At 41.9% G+C, this 16975-nt stretch carries 13 protein-coding genes; 6 read left to right on the forward strand and 7 right to left on the reverse strand.

Going from position 1 to position 16975, the window contains the following annotated elements:
• The first annotated feature begins 52 nt into the window (after positions 1-52).
• From M2470_RS02955 to M2470_RS02980, 6 genes are all read left to right on the forward strand, one after another.
• Positions 53-3592: a DUF6383 domain-containing protein gene (locus M2470_RS02955; RefSeq protein ID WP_280743463.1), complete on the forward strand. Its 3540-nt coding sequence runs from the start codon at positions 53-55 to the stop codon at positions 3590-3592.
• 122 nt (positions 3593-3714) lie between these two features.
• Entirely contained in the window at positions 3715-4314 is a 600-nt protein-coding gene (locus M2470_RS02960) for a master DNA invertase Mpi family serine-type recombinase (RefSeq protein WP_280743462.1), read from the forward strand.
• Between the two features lie 68 nt (positions 4315-4382).
• A complete protein-coding gene (gene dut / locus M2470_RS02965; RefSeq protein WP_280743461.1) occupies positions 4383-4817 on the forward strand; it encodes a dUTP diphosphatase in 435 nt (144 codons plus the stop codon).
• Between the two features lie 23 nt (positions 4818-4840).
• A complete protein-coding gene (locus M2470_RS02970) occupies positions 4841-6562 on the forward strand; it encodes a tetratricopeptide repeat protein (protein ID WP_280743460.1) in 1722 nt (573 codons plus the stop codon).
• Between the two features lie 85 nt (positions 6563-6647).
• Positions 6648-7460 (forward strand): DUF4292 domain-containing protein, encoded by an 813-nt coding sequence (locus M2470_RS02975; RefSeq protein ID WP_348524204.1) that lies wholly within the window; start codon positions 6648-6650, stop codon positions 7458-7460.
• A complete protein-coding gene (locus M2470_RS02980; protein WP_280743458.1) occupies positions 7457-8758 on the forward strand; it encodes a peptidoglycan DD-metalloendopeptidase family protein in 1302 nt (433 codons plus the stop codon). Before M2470_RS02975 ends, M2470_RS02980 begins: the two co-directional genes overlap by 4 nt.
• On the opposite strand, the gene M2470_RS02985 is transcribed toward M2470_RS02980, so the two are convergent.
• The 7 genes from M2470_RS02985 to M2470_RS03015 form a co-directional block, all read right to left on the reverse strand.
• Positions 8759-10036: a polysaccharide biosynthesis C-terminal domain-containing protein gene (locus M2470_RS02985; protein ID WP_280743457.1), complete on the reverse strand. Its 1278-nt coding sequence runs from the start codon at positions 10034-10036 to the stop codon at positions 8759-8761.
• Positions 10030-11091 (reverse strand): M20 family metallo-hydrolase, encoded by a 1062-nt coding sequence (locus M2470_RS02990; protein ID WP_280743456.1) that lies wholly within the window; start codon positions 11089-11091, stop codon positions 10030-10032. The genes M2470_RS02985 and M2470_RS02990 overlap by 7 nt, the downstream gene beginning before the upstream one ends.
• A complete protein-coding gene (gene ribF, locus M2470_RS02995) occupies positions 11072-11998 on the reverse strand; it encodes a riboflavin biosynthesis protein RibF (RefSeq protein WP_280743455.1) in 927 nt (308 codons plus the stop codon). Before ribF ends, M2470_RS02990 begins: the two co-directional genes overlap by 20 nt.
• A 198-nt stretch (positions 11999-12196) precedes the next feature.
• Complete coding sequence (locus M2470_RS03000) at positions 12197-12718, reverse strand: FKBP-type peptidyl-prolyl cis-trans isomerase (RefSeq protein WP_280743454.1); 522 nt, start codon at positions 12716-12718, stop codon at positions 12197-12199.
• A 2-nt stretch (positions 12719-12720) separates the two neighbouring features.
• A complete protein-coding gene (locus M2470_RS03005) occupies positions 12721-14265 on the reverse strand; it encodes a glycine--tRNA ligase (RefSeq protein ID WP_280743453.1) in 1545 nt (514 codons plus the stop codon).
• Positions 14266-14382: 117 nt separating this feature from the next.
• Positions 14383-16122, reverse strand: a complete 1740-nt coding sequence (locus tag M2470_RS03010; RefSeq protein WP_280743452.1) for a family 43 glycosylhydrolase — start codon at positions 16120-16122, stop codon at positions 14383-14385.
• Positions 16123-16812, reverse strand: coding sequence for an NAD-dependent deacylase (locus M2470_RS03015; protein ID WP_280743451.1), 690 nt, complete (start codon positions 16810-16812; stop codon positions 16123-16125).
• Between the last annotated feature and the right edge of the window lie 163 nt (positions 16813-16975).

Here is a 16975-nt window from a genome sequence, read left to right on the forward strand (position 1 = left end):
AACAAATAAAAACTTGATTTTACTTTTAGTATTAATGTTAAATTTTTAAATTATGAACAAAAAGTTTTTTACTTTGATTGCCAGCGCCTTTATGCTGGTAGCATCGTTGGGGACTGTTAATGCCATTGGCCTTGGAACAGCTACTAATTCTGTTCCGAAAGATCCGGTGAAGCGCTATCAGCTAGCCGGAGAATTGAAAGCTGCGCCAGGTGCGTATTACTTGTTGACAACGAATGAGAATGGTTTTTTGTATGCTTATCCATATGCTACTTTCCCGAGAGCTTTTGGAGAGTCTTTATGGTGTACCACTCCTAAAGATGAAGCTTTAGGACAGAACCCTACCTTTGATTTTGTCAATGTGCGCGGTTTTGACCTACTTGTATCAGCAGAAGATACTGTTAATACCAATATTGGTGACCCTATTAATGTTGGTTTAGGTAATTTGGGAGGCTGGGGTTTCTCACGCACATATACTTCAGATGTTGAAAAACAACGTGTGCTTTACACCTATTTTACTACTGACTCAGTGTTGGTTCTTACCTTAAAAACAGGGTCAAATTTTGTAGGTGTAAAGAAGTTTTTAGCTACCCAGTTGGATCCTACTCATGCGTCTACTGTTTACAACGACCCGGAAGTCCTTATGTTTACTCTTTGGGAACCAGCTCCAATCACATTGACAGCTACAGATTACAACACAAAATTAGGTGATCTTTCAACTCCAACATATGTTTCATTGACTTTTGACAAAGATCATGCAGGAGTACCTTCATTTAAAAACCCATGGTCGGATTTTAAACTGAAAGCGTATGCATCAAAATATAATCCTGGTTATTTGAACTTTGAATTAAAAGATGCTGTGGATGCGGAAAGTTCAGAAAAATGGCTGCGTGTCGATACTTCTCACGTTAACAGTGTAGGCTCAAAATTCCTGGCATTTGCTTTTGGTGACACAGCAGGAACGAATATCCGTAATCAATACGAGTTTAAGGCTGTATATTATTATTCAAGTGACAGCTTGGTTATTACAGCATATGAAGCGCGTTTTAACGCGGATTATGATGCAAAGACCAAAAAGCCTCTTTGGATTGATTCTCATGTTACATCTAGCACTAGCACAAGTCAGGAAGTCAAAGACTCATTGAACTTGAAATTGCAAGACCTTGTAGCTGCAGATAATATCAGAATTATTACTGTTGGACCAACACCACTTAATACAACGATCCACATGGGAGTAAAAGCTTGTGGAGTTAGTGCTCCAAACTTTACGTCTCTTGATAATGGTTTGTATATCATTACAAATGATAAAGGTCAGACATTAGTTGTTCCAATCTATACCCTGAACAGTGGCAATGATACAATTCCGCAATGGATAACTTTGTCTGATGATGTTGATCCAAAAAGAATACCAGCTTATCAGTGGGTGGTGGAAAAAACCAGAACAACAAATAAAGATAATTCACCTATAAAGATCACAAACCGTGAGTTTGCGAAAATTTCGACGACGAACGTTCAGCTATATACTGATAAAGCTACCAGCTTTACACTTCCAAAGTTGAACTATGGCGTTGTTCCTAATTATCTTACGGGTACAACTTTAAAGAAAGGGTATTTTGCAAAACAAGATAAAACTGTAAGTGCAGATTCTACGTTGGGCTATTTCTTTATTGATTCATTACAAGCGGTAACGTATGGTTATGAATTAAATTACCTTCACAAGTATCAAGATGATGAATATTTGGGAGTTAATACTAAAACTGCTTCTGATTCTACCTTGTTTGTTAGTGGAAACAGATCGCAGTTCAAGTTTGATATTGTAGAAAATGGTTATTCGATTGACACTGACGGTGACGGTATAACAGATACTTGGGTTTCTACTGGAATGGTAGAGGATTATGGGTATTATTCTGAAAATGTTGATGATTTGGCTCAATTGAAACGTGTACATTACCGAATAAGAATTCCGGGTGGTTCTGGCTTAATTGGTGCAACGACAAGTAATAGATATATGGTTGTTGATAAAGAAGAAAGATATGCGGTTTCCGGAACAAGTGGATATTATGGAGATTTTTATTTGAAAACAAACAATACCAAAAACGATACGGATTACTATGCTTTGCTTGATATATTGAGTGGAAAGTTTCCAACCACTAAAGCTTACAATAAAGTTGTTAAAGTAGGTATTGATGATGCATCTTTGTGGGCGTATATGCAAGTACAGGATGAAGTTAGAACTTCTGCTTTTGCAGTTAAGAGATATACAGAGCCATTATACAGAAGATTTGATGGTGGCGAATATGGTAAAGCTCCGGTTAAAGAACCTTATGGAGATGATACAAATTCTCCAATATGGTTGAAGTTTACTAAGTATAATAACTTTGGTAACGAGTTCTTATTTGAGAATTCACCGAGAGGAAAAGGTAGTCCAAGTGATAAAGGCATGAACGATTATCGCGATTCTCTTTCTGTAAACGGACAGAAAACAATCAGTTTCTTAGGTTTGTATAATGAACATCAATATCCTGAAGTGAATACTGATAAGGATGTTATGAATTATACATTCTATGTTGATACTGCTTACGTACGTGATGAGACTCCAATGCCTCAGTATATGTTGGCGCTTCGTCCTGAGTTTGTGAAAGGTGATACAATCTGGACTGTAAGAAAAGACTCAACTTGGAGTTCCAGTGGCCAAAGCTGGTATTATACAAGTGATACGACAATGAGGGTTAGACCTTCGTTTACAAGGGCTTTCTACTTGTTTAATGCTCAGGATTCTATCGGCTATTATAATTCTAGTCCAATTAGATCTGATTATGTTGGTAAGTTTAATTATGGTGCTGAAAATACAACCCGCTTGGCCTTTGTAGATGGTATACACATGGGTGATACATTCTATGTAGTACGTGGAAATATTCCAACAGCTGAGATTGATTCTACTTATTTGCATGATATATCTGCAGCTGACAAACATTATTTGGGTGCAAATACGCATTATCAGCCTAGATGGTATTCAGATGATTGGAATTATGATAATGGTGTTTGGACTAATGGTAAATGGGTTTATAATTATAAGAAAAATGCCTCAGCCTATAATCTTGACAGAAATGGAAAGAGTATGGTCTTCCAGTTTCGCTTGGTAGATCCTGCGAACGATCGTCGTTTCTTGATAGAATCTCGTAGGCAAGAAGACTTCTATCAAGATGGTACTCACTATGCCGACAATGAAATAGCTCCGGTGTTGGGTAGATGGTTGAAGATACAGAATGGTGTTCCTGTAATTAGTGAGAATATTTCTATTTCTAATGCTCGTCAGAATGGCTCTGAAATTTTTGATGTAATGGAAGGAGTTGAAGAGCTGGCAACAGGTAATGAAGAAACTCCAGTTGTTACAACAAATGTTAAAGTTATCAGCGAAACTGGTGCTGTTACTATCTTGAATGCAGCTGGAAAAAATGTTGCTATTAGCAATATTTTAGGTCAAACAGTAGCAAACCAAACTTTAAACTCTAACAGTGCAACAATTGCTTTGCCGAAGGGTATTGTAGTAGTAGCTGTTGAAGGTGAAAAAGCGGTTAAAGCTATCGTTAAATAATTAGGAATCTGAATAAGATAAACTAAATCATATTAAGAACCCTCTCCGATTTCGGAGGGGGTTTTTTATTGTTGAGTGATTTGTTTATTTTTATGCAATTTTTAAATCTAAACAAATTCAAAATGACATATGCTTATATCAGAGTGAGTTCAGACAGACAAACGGTAGAGAACCAACGTTTTGAAATTAATCAATACTGTAAGGCTCATTCTGTAATGGTTGATAAATGGATAGAAGAAACCATTTCAGGAACGAAAGAAATTGAAGAAAGAAAATTGGGAAAATTGCTCAAAAAATTAAAAAAGAAAGATATTCTTATCTGTTCGGAATTGTCAAGATTGGGAAGAAATATGTTGATGATTATGTCTATTTTGAATCATTGCATGAATAATGAAGTGCAGGTATGGACTATTAAAGATAATTATCGTTTAGGGAATGATATAAATTCTAAAGTATTGGCTTTTGCGTTTGGACTTTCGGCAGAAATTGAACGTCAATTAATCTCTCAACGAACAAAGGATGCCTTGGCAAGAAAAAGGGCTGAAGGTGTAGTTTTGGGGCGTCCGAAAGGTAAAAAGTCTACAAAGAAAAAATTGACAGGAAAGGAAGGGGAGATTAAGCACCTCTTGGAAGGTAATGTCTCTTATTCTGCTATGGCAAAGCTATTTAATGTAAGTAGATTGACGGTTTCTAATTTTGTAAAAGAGAATAACCTGATTTGATCGAAACATAAGAATGCAGTGGCGTGTGTGTTTTTTATTTACCTTTGCTGCTTAAATAGTTGTAAAAGATGAAAATTAAGATAGTAAATAAATCTCATCATCCACTGCCGGCTTATGCCACTTCGCTTTCTGCCGGGATGGATATACGTGCCAATCTGGAAGAAGCAGTTGAGCTAAAACCTTTGGAACGTAAGTTGATCCCCACAGGGCTTTATATTTCTCTGCCTGAGGGGTATGAGGCACAGATGCGTCCCAGGAGTGGCTTAGCTTTGAAGCATGGTATAACGTTACTGAATACTCCCGGAACCATTGATGCGGATTACAGAGGAGAGATTGGGGTAATTCTTGTCAACTTATCTTCCGATACGTTTGTCGTAAATGATGGTGAACGGATTTGCCAGATGGTCATTGCTACACATAGTTCGGTGGAATGGAATCCTGTAGAGGTACTGGATGAAACAGAACGTGGTGCCGGAGGATTTGGACATACCGGCAAACACTAATTCAATTTAAGGTATTATAATATATGTTGAAGCAAAGAAAAACGCTTGTCCTTATCGTGTTATTCGGACTGCTTAGCGGTTCGTTTGCTGTGGATGCTGCCGATTCAAAGCAGCAGCGGAAGTTTGATTATTTTTATTTCGAGGGGCTCAATCTTAAGAATGCTGGGAAGTATGACGCGGCTTTTGATGCTTTCCTTCATTGTCTTTCTGTTGACTCTACTGCAGCTCCTGTATTGTATGAATTGTCTTCTTTCTATATGCAGTTGGAGCAACCGCAAAAAGCAATCGAAATGTTGCAGCGTGCGGTAAACCATGATCCTGATAATTTTACCTATAAAATGTCTTTGGCTACGCTATCCCGCAATATGGGTATGTTTGGCGAAGCGGTAGAGATATTTGAAGAATTGGTGAAGAAATATCCGGAGAAAACAGAATTGAATTTCTATTTGGCGGATGTGCTTACACAACAAGGCGAAATAGGAAAAGCCATTGAAGCTTACGATGCTTTGGAGTCGAGCGTAGGCATGAATGACGGTCTCTCTATGCAGAAATATAAAATGTATATGCTTCTGGAGGAGCCGGGCAAGGCTTTTGAAGAAATGGAGAAGTTGGCTGCAAAGTTCCCAATGGAAGCACGTTACCAGATCATGATTGGTGACTTGTATCTGGAAAAAGGAGAGAAAGAAAAGGCTTATCAGTCCTATCAGAAAGCATATGAAATTGACCCTAAAAATCCGTACTATGTTGTTTCAATGGCCAATTATTATGAAGCAATTAATGACAGAGTTGCCGCTGAAACTCAGATAAGAAATGCTTTAGTGAACGAAAATCTGGATGTGGAAACGAAAGTAAGTATTCTTTCCCGTTATATTATCCGTTTACAACAAACCCAGCAAGATACAGGTAGTGCCAATACGCTTTTTGAAACTTTACTGGAGCAACATCCTGAGGAAACAGAGCTTAAATTAATGTATGGTACCTTATTAGTTGCCCAGGGGAAGAAAGAAGAAGCTAAATTTCAGTTCCAGTTGGTAACAGAAATGGAACCTGAAAACGAAGCTGCCTGGCAACGCCTGCTGGAACTTTTCCTTCAATCACAGGATATGCCGGAAGTCATTCGTGTTTGCAATCGCTGCATGGAACTTTTTCCGGATGCCCCGGAGTATTATTTCTATTTAGGGGTTGCTCATTATCAGGAAGAAAATTATCCGGATGCTTTAATGGCCTATCAAAAAGGTTTAGAGGTAATTCCAGCTGAAAATACGCCTTTGAAATCTGACTTCTACGGACAAATTGGAGATTTAAACCATCAGATGGGACAAATGGATAAAGCCTTTGAAGCTTATGACGAAGCATTAAAGTACAATGAAAAAAACATTGTCGTTTTAAACAATTACGCCTATTTTTTGTCTTTATCTAGTAAGGACTTGAAAAAAGCCGAACGAATGAGTGCACAAACGATAAAGTTGGAACCCGGTAATGCTACCTATTTAGATACGTACGCCTGGATATTTTTCAAACAAGGAAACTATACGTTGGCAAAGTTCTATATCGAGAGTGCGCTGGAGAAGGATACAACAAATAGTTCGGAGCTGGTAGACCATTATGGCGATATCCTGTATATGTCAGGTGAGAAAGAAAAAGCGCTGGAACAATGGAACAAGGCAAAAGAGATGGGGAAAACAGATGAAGTTCTTGATCGTAAAATAAAAGAAGAAACGTATATAGAAATAGAAAATGAATAAATTCATTTTACTTGCAACACGCAGAACGCAGAACGCAGAACGGGATAAATATCTTTTCGTTCTGCGTTCTGCGTTCTGCGTTCTGATGCTTAGCATGTTCTGCATGCTAATGGCTGGTTGCAAAACAACTGGGAAAGTCGGGATGGTTGAAACCGGAGCGGCTAAGGCTCATGCTGATTTCTTTGACTCTATGAAAGAGCAGGCATTTCAATACCGGACATTTTCTGCCCGAACCAATGTAGACTTGAATATTCCGGGTAATTCTCTGAGTTCTCGTGTTGATCTTAAAATGGTACGAGACAGTGCGTTTCAGCTTTCTGTCCAACCATTTCTTGGGCTTGAAGTCTTTCGCATTGAGTTCAACGTAGATAGTGTGAAAGTTATAGACCGTATGAACAAACGATATGTAGCCGAAAGCTATGCCCGTCTAAAAGGTACATTGCCTATTGCTTTTAACTTTTATAATCTCCAGGCTTTGTTTACCAATCATTTGTTTATTCCCGGAGAGCAGAGTATCCCTGCTTCGCAATATAAGCGTTTCAGCCTGAAACAGGGTGGTTCGGCTGCCGAGATCCGGATTAAAGATGCTATGGGCTTGTTGTATACTTTTACTGCTGATGGAGAAGAGAAACTATGGTCTACTTATGTAACGGATAAATCCGAGCAATATGCGCTGCAATGGATTTATTCGGATTTTCGATTGGCAGATAATCAACCTTTCCCTATGTTGATGGATATTGAGTTGTTTAACGAAGGAACCTCTGCCGGAGGAATGAAACTGCATTTCTCTAAAATACAGACAAATATTCCGGTGAAAATAGAAAGTAATATACCTGATAAATATAAACGAATTACATTTGCAGAAATGATTAAGGGATTGTCCGGAAGTAAAAAATGAGATATGCTTGGATTGTCATATTGTGTCTATGTTCAACTGTAGCCCTTTTTGGACAGAAGTCGGCTAAGGTGCGTGAGTTGGAAAACCAACGTAAAGCTGCTTTGGCCGAAATAGCAATGACAAACCAGTTGTTAGCAGAAACAAAAAAGTCTGCACAAAATTCCCTTAGCCGCCTGAACCTGCTATCCCAACAAATCCTTCAACGTAAAAAAGTGATAAGTCTCTTGAACCAGGAGGTTGCCTTTATTGATAAAGAAATTCTTGCTTTGCGAGGCGAATTGTCTGAACTGGAAAAAGATCTGGGAGATAAGCGCGACAACTACGGAATGTCCGTGCGAAATATCCAACGACGTAATTCGTCGCAGGATAAACTGCTGTTTATTCTTTCTGCAGATAATTTTAGTCAATCGTTGCGACGGATTCGTTATCTGCGCGAATATGCTGACTGGCAAAAGGAACAAGCCGGGAAAATTGTAGTTAAACAGCAGGAAGTAAATACCAAGCGCGAAGAATTGGAAGCCTCGCGTATAGAGAAGCAAGTGCTGTTGCATGCCAGGGAGCAGGAACATCAAAACTTGCAAACAGAAGAAGCAGACCAGAAGCGGGAGGTGGAAGAACTGAACAAAAAACAGAAACAGTTACAAGCCGACTTGAAAAAGAAACAACGTCAGGCTGATGCCTTAAACCGTCAGATAGAAAAACAGATTGCAGAAGAAATAGCTCGTGCAGAAGCAGAAGCCCGTGCAGCCCGCGAACGGGAGCAACGCGAACGGGAAAAAGCACTTGCTCAGGGTAAGAAGGCTCCAGAACCTAAAGAGGATATACGCAAGGCAACGACTAAAGGTGGCTATGCTATGACAAAAGAAGAACGCAAACTGTCGGATAATTTTGCTGGTAATAAAGGACGTCTTCCGATGCCTGTCAGTGGAACGTATTCGATTGTCAGTACATATGGAAAGCAAAAACACCCGAATTTAAAGTATGTAGAGATTGAAAATTCAGGTATTGATATTCAGACAACAGCTTCTTCCGATGCCCGTGCCGTATTTAACGGTGAAGTTACCAGTGTGTTCAAGGTAGACGGATATAATAATTCGGTGATTATTCGTCACGGAAATTACCTGACCGTTTATTCTAATCTGGTTCAGGTATATGTGAAAATCGGACAAAAGGTAAGCACTCGTCAGTCCATAGGGAAAATCTATACAGATACGGATAACGATAATACCACTATCCTTCATTTTGAAATGAGAAAAGAAAGAGATAAAGAAAATCCTTTGAGCTGGTTGGCCAGATAATCACTTCTTTTTTAATAACCCCTTCAAATAGTTCAAATCGTCTTTTGTGAAGAGCAAATCGCGTAATGTGCATCGGTTTAGTTTAGTAAAGACGACTGATGAAAAGATAAACATGGCGCAGAAGGCGATACTGGTGCTTATAGCCGAGCCAACTACCCCCTGGGCAGGGATTAGCCAATAGCCAACTGACAATAAAGTAGCCAGCCCGATACATGAGCTTGCTGTGCTGTATTTGATCTTCCCGCTACCGATAAAGTAATGGCTAAGTATCATATTACATCCCAGCAGGACAATCCCTGCGGATAATGCGAGAATGACTTTTCGTACTCCTGTGAACTCCTGGCTGAATAGAATATCCGTATAAACCCACTCCGGGATTAATAGGATACATCCCATAACAAGTGCGATAGCTAAAAATGTGAACTTCAGTAGCCGGATGGTGATTTCTTTCTGCTCTTGCGGATCTTGAGTTTTGGCTATCCTGTTATATTCGATGTAAGCGATGCTACGGCTGATATTCCATACGCTTTCCGATACTTTTGTCCCGATGTCCAGTAGTCCTACGCCTCCTAATCCTACGAAACGTTCGACAAAGAAGTAATTCAAACGTGCAGTACAGGTCTCGGCAATGTTGTCGGCGCTTCCCCAAAGCCCATAGGTAAACATTTCTTTCACAATGATGTACAAACTCTTTTTCTCATTTGCTGTTGATTCTTCTTTCTTAAGTAGATAGGGAAGTAATAGAAGTATACTTACGATAAAAGCAATGGCGTTCGCAAGGTATAAGCCTTTGATATAAGAGGCAACTTCTTTTTGCTGAAAGATAAAGTAGAAACATAGTAATATGAAAAACAATAGTCCGCCCTGAAGCATATTTGTCAGGTTGAAACCTGTAATATGGTCTTTGCCCAGTAGGAAGCGTGAGTTAGCAACAGCCAGCGAGTATAAGACCGTCAGCAAGTAGATATCTGTTGTGTATCCTTCCGGTAGCAGGCCAAGCAGATGCATAATAAAGCAGGCTATCCCTGTGCCGACAAATGTCCATAAATAGGCAATAGGGAAGATTGTCCGGATCGGAAACTTGTTGATGAAATAAACAATCGAACTTCCTCCCAGAATGCCATTTACCATCACAATTATGCTAATTGATGCCCAGATAAGCCCAATCAACCCCAAGCCTTCAATTCCCAGCACCTTTGCATTGACGAAGATCAGCGCCAGGTTGAGAATCGCGACAAGGTAGCGCGTACTGATTGTTTTCAGTATATCTTTTAGCATATCTTACAATCGTCCAGCAGACGGATGTATGTGTCGATAGCTTCTCTTATTTCCGAAAGACGGATGTATTCGTCGGCAGAGTGGGAGCGAGCTGAGTCTCCCGGGCCGATCTTTACCGACGGGAAGGGCATCAGTGCCTGATCACTGAGGGTAGGAGAGCCGAAGGCTTCTTTCTCCATCAGGATGGCTCGTTGTACAAAGGGATGTTGCATAGCTACATGTGAAGAATTCAAACGGAAACTCCGGGCTTTTATTTCACATCCTACTTGTCCCTTGATCAGCTCGTAGAGCGTTTCGTTTGGGTAGAATTCGTTTGTCCGGATATCAACTGTAAACTCGCAGCGATCCGGGATTACGTTATGCTGGGTGCCGGCCTGTATCATTGTAACACTCATTTTAACGGGTCCCAGCAGTTCGCTTTTCAGGGGGAACTGATAGCTGTTGAACCACTCGATGTCTTTTATGGCAAGTGTGATGGCATTTATGCCCTCATTACGTGCGGCATGTCCTGCTTTTCCAATAGCTGTGCAGTCTAAGACCATCAATCCCTTTTCAGCTATGGCAGGTTGCATCTCCGTAGGTTCGCCTACTATGGCAAATGTTATGGACGGAAGTTCGCTTAAGGCGCTTTCCACTCCTGCCTGTCCGGATACCTCTTCTTCGCAGGAGGCCAGGAAGATCAGGTTGTATGGTTGTTCCTTTTTCGATAATGTCCGGAAAGCGGCATACAGGGAAACAATACTGCCTCCGGCATCGTTGCTCCCCAGTCCGTAGAGTCTGTCTTCTTCGTCTGTTTCAGGAGTAAAAGGATCTTTTGTCCAGCCTGCAACAGGCTTTACCGTATCTATATGCGAATTGAGTAGCAGTGTGGGTTTATCGGGTTGAAACCCTGGTGCGTATATCCATAAGTTGTTACCTTTACGATGAACTGTATGCCCGTCTTTCTGCCAGGTTTCCTGCAGATAATCGGCCACATCTTTCTCTTCCCTGCTAAAAGAAGAGCGGGATATCATTCCCTTTAATGTGTCTATCGCATCATAATAGTAACCGTTCATATACTGTTTTCCTGTCGTTTTCTAATTGTTCTTTTAGTTCTTCCAGTGAGTTGAAACGGATATCGCCTCGTATGTAATAGATAAACGAGACGCTTATTTCGTTATTATAGATATCTCCACTAAAATCGAAGATATTTACTTCCAGGGTAATATTCTCTCCGTTGTTCAGGGTAGGGCGGCTGCCGATATACAGCATGCCTTTGTACTGCTTCCCTTGCAAGTCTACTCTTACGGCATATACACCTATGCCGGGGAGCACTTTGTATGGCTCGTCTACCTGTATGTTTGCCGTAGGGAATCCCAGTGTTCGTCCTACTTTGTAGCCGCTAACGATACTACCTCTTATCTGGTAGGGGTAGGTGAGCAGTTTTCTTGCCTCTTCTACCTGGCAATTAGCCAATAGTTTCCGTACTTCTGAGGAGCTTACGGCTATCTGATCTTCAATGAAACGAGGAGCTTCCAATACTTCCATCCCGCAATCAGCCCCATAGGCTACATATTGTTCAAAACCATCTGCCCGGTCGTGTCCGAAGCGATGATCATAGCCTATCAGCAAGGTTTTTACGTGTAGCTGTTTGGCCAGGATAGAGGTGATAAACGCTTGGGCGGTATAGTTTGAAAGTTCAATAGTAAAGTCAAGTATAATGCAATAGTCCAGCCCTGTTTCTGCCAGATGTTCCAGCTTTTCTTCAAAGGAGTTAAGGAGTTTGGGTTGGTAATCGGCCTGTAATACTTTACGCGGATGTTCGGGAAAGGTAATAACAGCCGATGGTAGTTTGCGTTTCTTGGCCTGTTCTATCATTTCGCGTATCAGGAAGCGGTGCCCAAGATGCACACCATCAAAGAAACCGATGGTTGCCATTAAACCTTCTACCTGTAAATCACGTATGTTTCTGATAACGATCATGCCTGCTTATTAATATTTTTTGGATAACGGCGTCTGTAGGCTTAACATATATTAGCCGTAAAAGTATTGCTACTATTGATTACAGCCGTATCTTTGTGACGTGGTTTTTTCATAATAGTATTAGATTTAAGGTTAACAAAGTTGGTTAGGGGATGTCGTGATGACATCCTTTAATTTTTTATGTATGTTTAGTTCATCTTATTGTTTTAGAATCTCTACCATTTCCACTTCAAAATGCAGCGTCGAATAAGGAGGGACAGCCTGATGCCCGTTCGAACTTTTCTTGCTCCCACTTGCTCCGTATCCCAGGTCAGAAGGCATCCAGATATCCCATTTGTCTCCTACTCTCATATGCTGTAAAGCCGTGGAAAAACCATCTGTAACACTATCTACTGCAAATCTTACAGGTTGTTTGTATGGTGGCATAGCAGAGTCGAATACCGAATCGGTAATAAGAGAACCTTTATAGTAAACCTTTACTTTGCTGTTGTAGTAGATAGGGTCAGTACCCTCTCCCTTTTGCAATACCTTGTAAAAAACATCCCCCATGCCCGAAGGAGACGATATCTTGTTGTAATCAGAGAAATACAGATCCAGATATGCTTTTTCATTTGCTGCTTTCCATGCTTCATCCGTGTCAACTTTGTCGTCATCATCACCGCAGGAATAGAATACAGCGGCAAAACAGATGGCTAATAGCAGATAAAAACCTTTTTTCATGTTCAGCCAGTTATTTTTTTGAATAAATTTTTCATACTCACCTTGTCGGCGATTATCTCATGTAGCTTATCAATGCTTACCCGTTCCTGTTCCATGGTGTCGCGGAAACGGATTGTCACACAATTATCTTTTAATGTATCATGGTCTACCGTGATACAGTAAGGGGTTCCTATAGCATCCTGGCGGCGATAACGCTTACCGATGGAGTCTTTCTCGTCGTATTGGCAACGGAAGTCAAAACGCAGCATATTGATGATCTCTTCTGCTTTTTCCGGCAGGCCGTCTTTCTTTACAAGCGGCAATACTGCCAGTTTGATAGGTGCCAGAGCTGCCGGTAGTTTCAGCACTACGCGGGTCTCTCCGTTTTCCAGTGTTTCTTCAGCATACGAGCCGGAGATGATACTCAGGAATACGCGGTCTACTCCGATAGAAGTTTCAATTACGTATGGAGTATAGCTCTTGTTCAGTTCCGGATCGAAGTATTGCACCTTTTTGCCCGAGAATTTTTCGTGCTGGCTCAGGTCGAAGTCGGTACGGCTATGGATACCTTCCACTTCTTTGAAACCAAAGGGCATTTCAAATTCAATATCAGTAGCTGCATTGGCATAATGAGCCAGTTTATCGTGATCGTGGAAGCGATACTTCTGATCGCCCAGTCCCAAGGCTTTATGCCATTTGATGCGGGTTTCTTTCCATTGTTTGAACCACTCCATTTCTTCTCCGGGGCGAACAAAGAATTGCATTTCCATTTGTTCAAACTCGCGCATACGGAAGATGAACTGCCGGGCTACAATCTCGTTGCGGAAGGCTTTCCCGATCTGTGCAATACCGAAAGGCACTTTCATGCGTCCGGTCTTTTGTACATTCAGGAAGTTTACGAAAATACCCTGTGCCGTTTCCGGACGAAGATACACCTTCATGGCGCCATCGGCTGTTGAACCCATTTCGGTAGAGAACATGAGATTGAACTGACGTACTTCCGTCCAGTTGCGGGTGCCTGATATGGGGCAAACGATCTCTGTGTCGACAATGATCTGGCGAAGCTCTTCCAGGTTGGAGTCGTTCAATGCCTTGGCAAAGCGTGCATGTACCTCATCCCGTTTGGCTTGCTGTTCCAATACGCGTCCATTGGTGGCGCGGAACTGTGCTTCATCGAATGCCTCGCCAAAGCGTTTGGCGGCTTTTGCCACTTCCTTGTCTATCTTTTCGTCTATCTTGGCCAGGTAGTCTTCTATCAAGACATCTGCACGATAGCGTTTCTTTGAATCTTTATTGTCGATCAGCGGATCATTAAAAGCATCCACGTGTCCGGAAGCTTTCCAGATGGTGGGGTGCATAAAGATTGCCGAGTCGATCCCTACTACGTTTTCATGGAGCAATGTCATGCTGTCCCACCAGTATTTCTTAATGTTGTTTTTCAGTTCAACGCCATACTGGCCGTAATCATACACTGCGCCTAACCCATCATATATTTCCGATGAAGGAAATACGAAACCATACTCTTTGCAGTGCGAAACAATTTTTTTGAAAACATCTTCTTGTGCCATAAACTATGTAGTATATTAATCTTTTCAACCTTGAGGATGCAAAGTAAGTGATTTTTTTGCTAAAGTGGCACATTAGCAAGGGCTTCTTTCTGCTCTTTTGTCTTTATATGTAGAAAATCAAGGAACGAAAACCGGCTTCAGCAGTTCCGAAATCCCGTTTTCATTGAAGGCTTCTATCGAAAAATAATAGCTTTGCCCGACAGTCAGACTCTTAAGCAACAACTCATTTTCGCTGTAAACCAGCCATGAGCTATATAGCTTATCCGGAGCAATTCCCCAGCGGATATTATATCCCTGGCAGCTATCTTTCTTTTCCCAGGTAAGCATAACATCCCTCTGGTCGCTTTGGCGTACAACACTGAATTTTTTCACTGCTGAAGGGGCTTTTCCTTCGCCTTTCCCGAATACCCGAAGGCCTGAAATAGCCAGATGGGGCGTCGGTACCTCTATCTGTTTGTAGCGAATATACCGGACGCGTGCAGGGATGCCTAATTCTACATAATCGTTAGGCGTATCTTTGAAGCTATCGCGCCGGTCTGAAAGCATCACCCATTCCTTTCTGTCAAGCGAGCCTTCTATCTGGTAGCGATGGCGTAAACCTGGGATACGTCCGTACATGCTGGATTGGTAGTCATGGAAGTTTAGCTGTATGGCATATACAGATGCCGGATGCTCCAAGTCTATCTCCAGCCATTCTTTATCACTCGTGCTTTCTGCCAGCCAAAAGCTCTTGCATGCTTCGTCTGCGCAATTTGATGGGGTGTTTTCTCCTACTGATGAAGAGGCTTTTACCGGTTTGTTATACGAAAGCAACATCCAACCCGTAAATTCGCCGGGCTTCCCGTTTGCCGGAGCATAATGAGGATAATCGCCAAAATACGTATCGCACCACATCAGACCGTCTTTGTCAAAATGAGTAGGAAACATACAAAGCCTTCGCTCCCAGTTTACTGTAGCAGATAAAGACATGGATGCAAAATGCCAGTAATTCCCGCCCGGGCCAATCAATGTACTGCCATGCCCGGCTCCGTTCATAAAGCCTCCGGGCTTGTAGCTAACCGGGTTGTTCGGCGCGTAGGTGTAAGGTCCAAGGGGATGCTTAGCCGTATAAACACCATCGGCATACACGTTAAATTCTGTGCCCGGAGCAGCATACTGCATATAGTATGTCTCATTATGTTTGGTAAGCCACAGACCTTCCATATAGCCGCCCAGTACAGTGTCTGAATGATTTTCACCAAAGCGTTCCCAGCCATGTTTGGCCATATCCAGACCAAACAACTCTACCGTTTCTCCTTCTATCAGGAAGCGGTCGTTTCTATTCAGTTTCTTTCCCCGTGCGGGATATACATTAGACGAGCCCCAAAACATATACGCCTGCCCGTCATCGTCTATAAATAAATCAGGGTCTTGCAAATCATGTAGGATGGCGGGAGTAGCCTGCCAGTCTCCTTTCTTGGGGTTATCGGTAAATAAGATGCTCATTGCGCCCGAAGGGTCGCCCGTTACATACAATAGGGAGTCCTTATAATTGTGTGCTGCAGGGGCATTACAGCCTTGCGGATACCAATTCCTGCCTGGTTCGATGAATGTCCAATTCAACAAATCCGTTGAATGCCAGTATCCCATCGAACGGGTGACAAACATATAGTATTCTCCTTTAAAACGAACCACTGCCGGGTCGGCGCCCGAACGATAGGACAGGTTTCGGTCTGAGTTATAAATCATGTAGGTATAATCCAGGTTCAGCGGATTACAATACGTAGATGCCGCTACTGGTTGTGCCTGTATTTCAGTAACAAGAATAGTGAAGAGAGCTAACGAAAGAATCGTTTTCAAGACATGTTGTTTAGCCATTTATTGTAGGTTTTTTAAAAGTTTTGTAAGTTCTTTTACTCCCTCCGATGCTCCTGCCCGGATGAACTGGACATCCCGGCGCTGGGTGCTTACCTCTTTCGGGTCGATCAGGTAGATCGGTTGATTGCGGGCATAGTTGAGTAGTCCGGCAGCAGGATACACATTGAGTGAAGTGCCGATAATTACGAGAATATCCGACTGTTCCACTAGGTGAATGGCCGGCTCTATCATAGGAACCGCCTCTCCGAACCACACAATGAAAGGGCGTAGCTGGTTTCCATACGGATCTTTATCCCCCAGGTGGATATCCGGCTGATCGGCAGGGATATCATAGGTGGTGTTCAGGTCTTTTACCGAGCAGGCCTTCATCAGTTCGCCATGCAGATGGAGTACCCGGCTACTTCCGGCCCGTTCGTGCAGGTTGTCTACATTCTGAGTGATGATCTGTACGTCGAAATGCTCTTCCAGAGCGGCCAGTCCGTAATGTCCTTCGTTGGGTTTACATTCCAGTAATTGCCGGCGGCGTTGGTTATAAAATTCAAGGACTACCTCCGGCCTCCGCTCAAAAGCCTCCGGGGTAGCTACATCCTCCACCCGGTACTTTTCCCAAAGTCCGTCCGAATCGCGGAAGGTAGCAATGCCGCTTTCAGCGCTCATTCCCGCACCTGTAAGAACCACTAATTTTTTCATATGCCCTACTGTTATTTAGAATGTATTACAAAGCTACGGAAAATAGTAGCATATTGAAAATAACGCCTGATTTTTAATGCTTGTTTTTGGTTGCCGATATATGTCGGCAAGCCTGTTGATAATTATCGGCAGAATTGTTGATAATTATGGGCAATATTGCCGA

Source organism: Parabacteroides sp. PH5-46, from assembly GCF_029892785.1.
GTDB lineage: Bacteria > Bacteroidota > Bacteroidia > Bacteroidales > Tannerellaceae > DFXE01.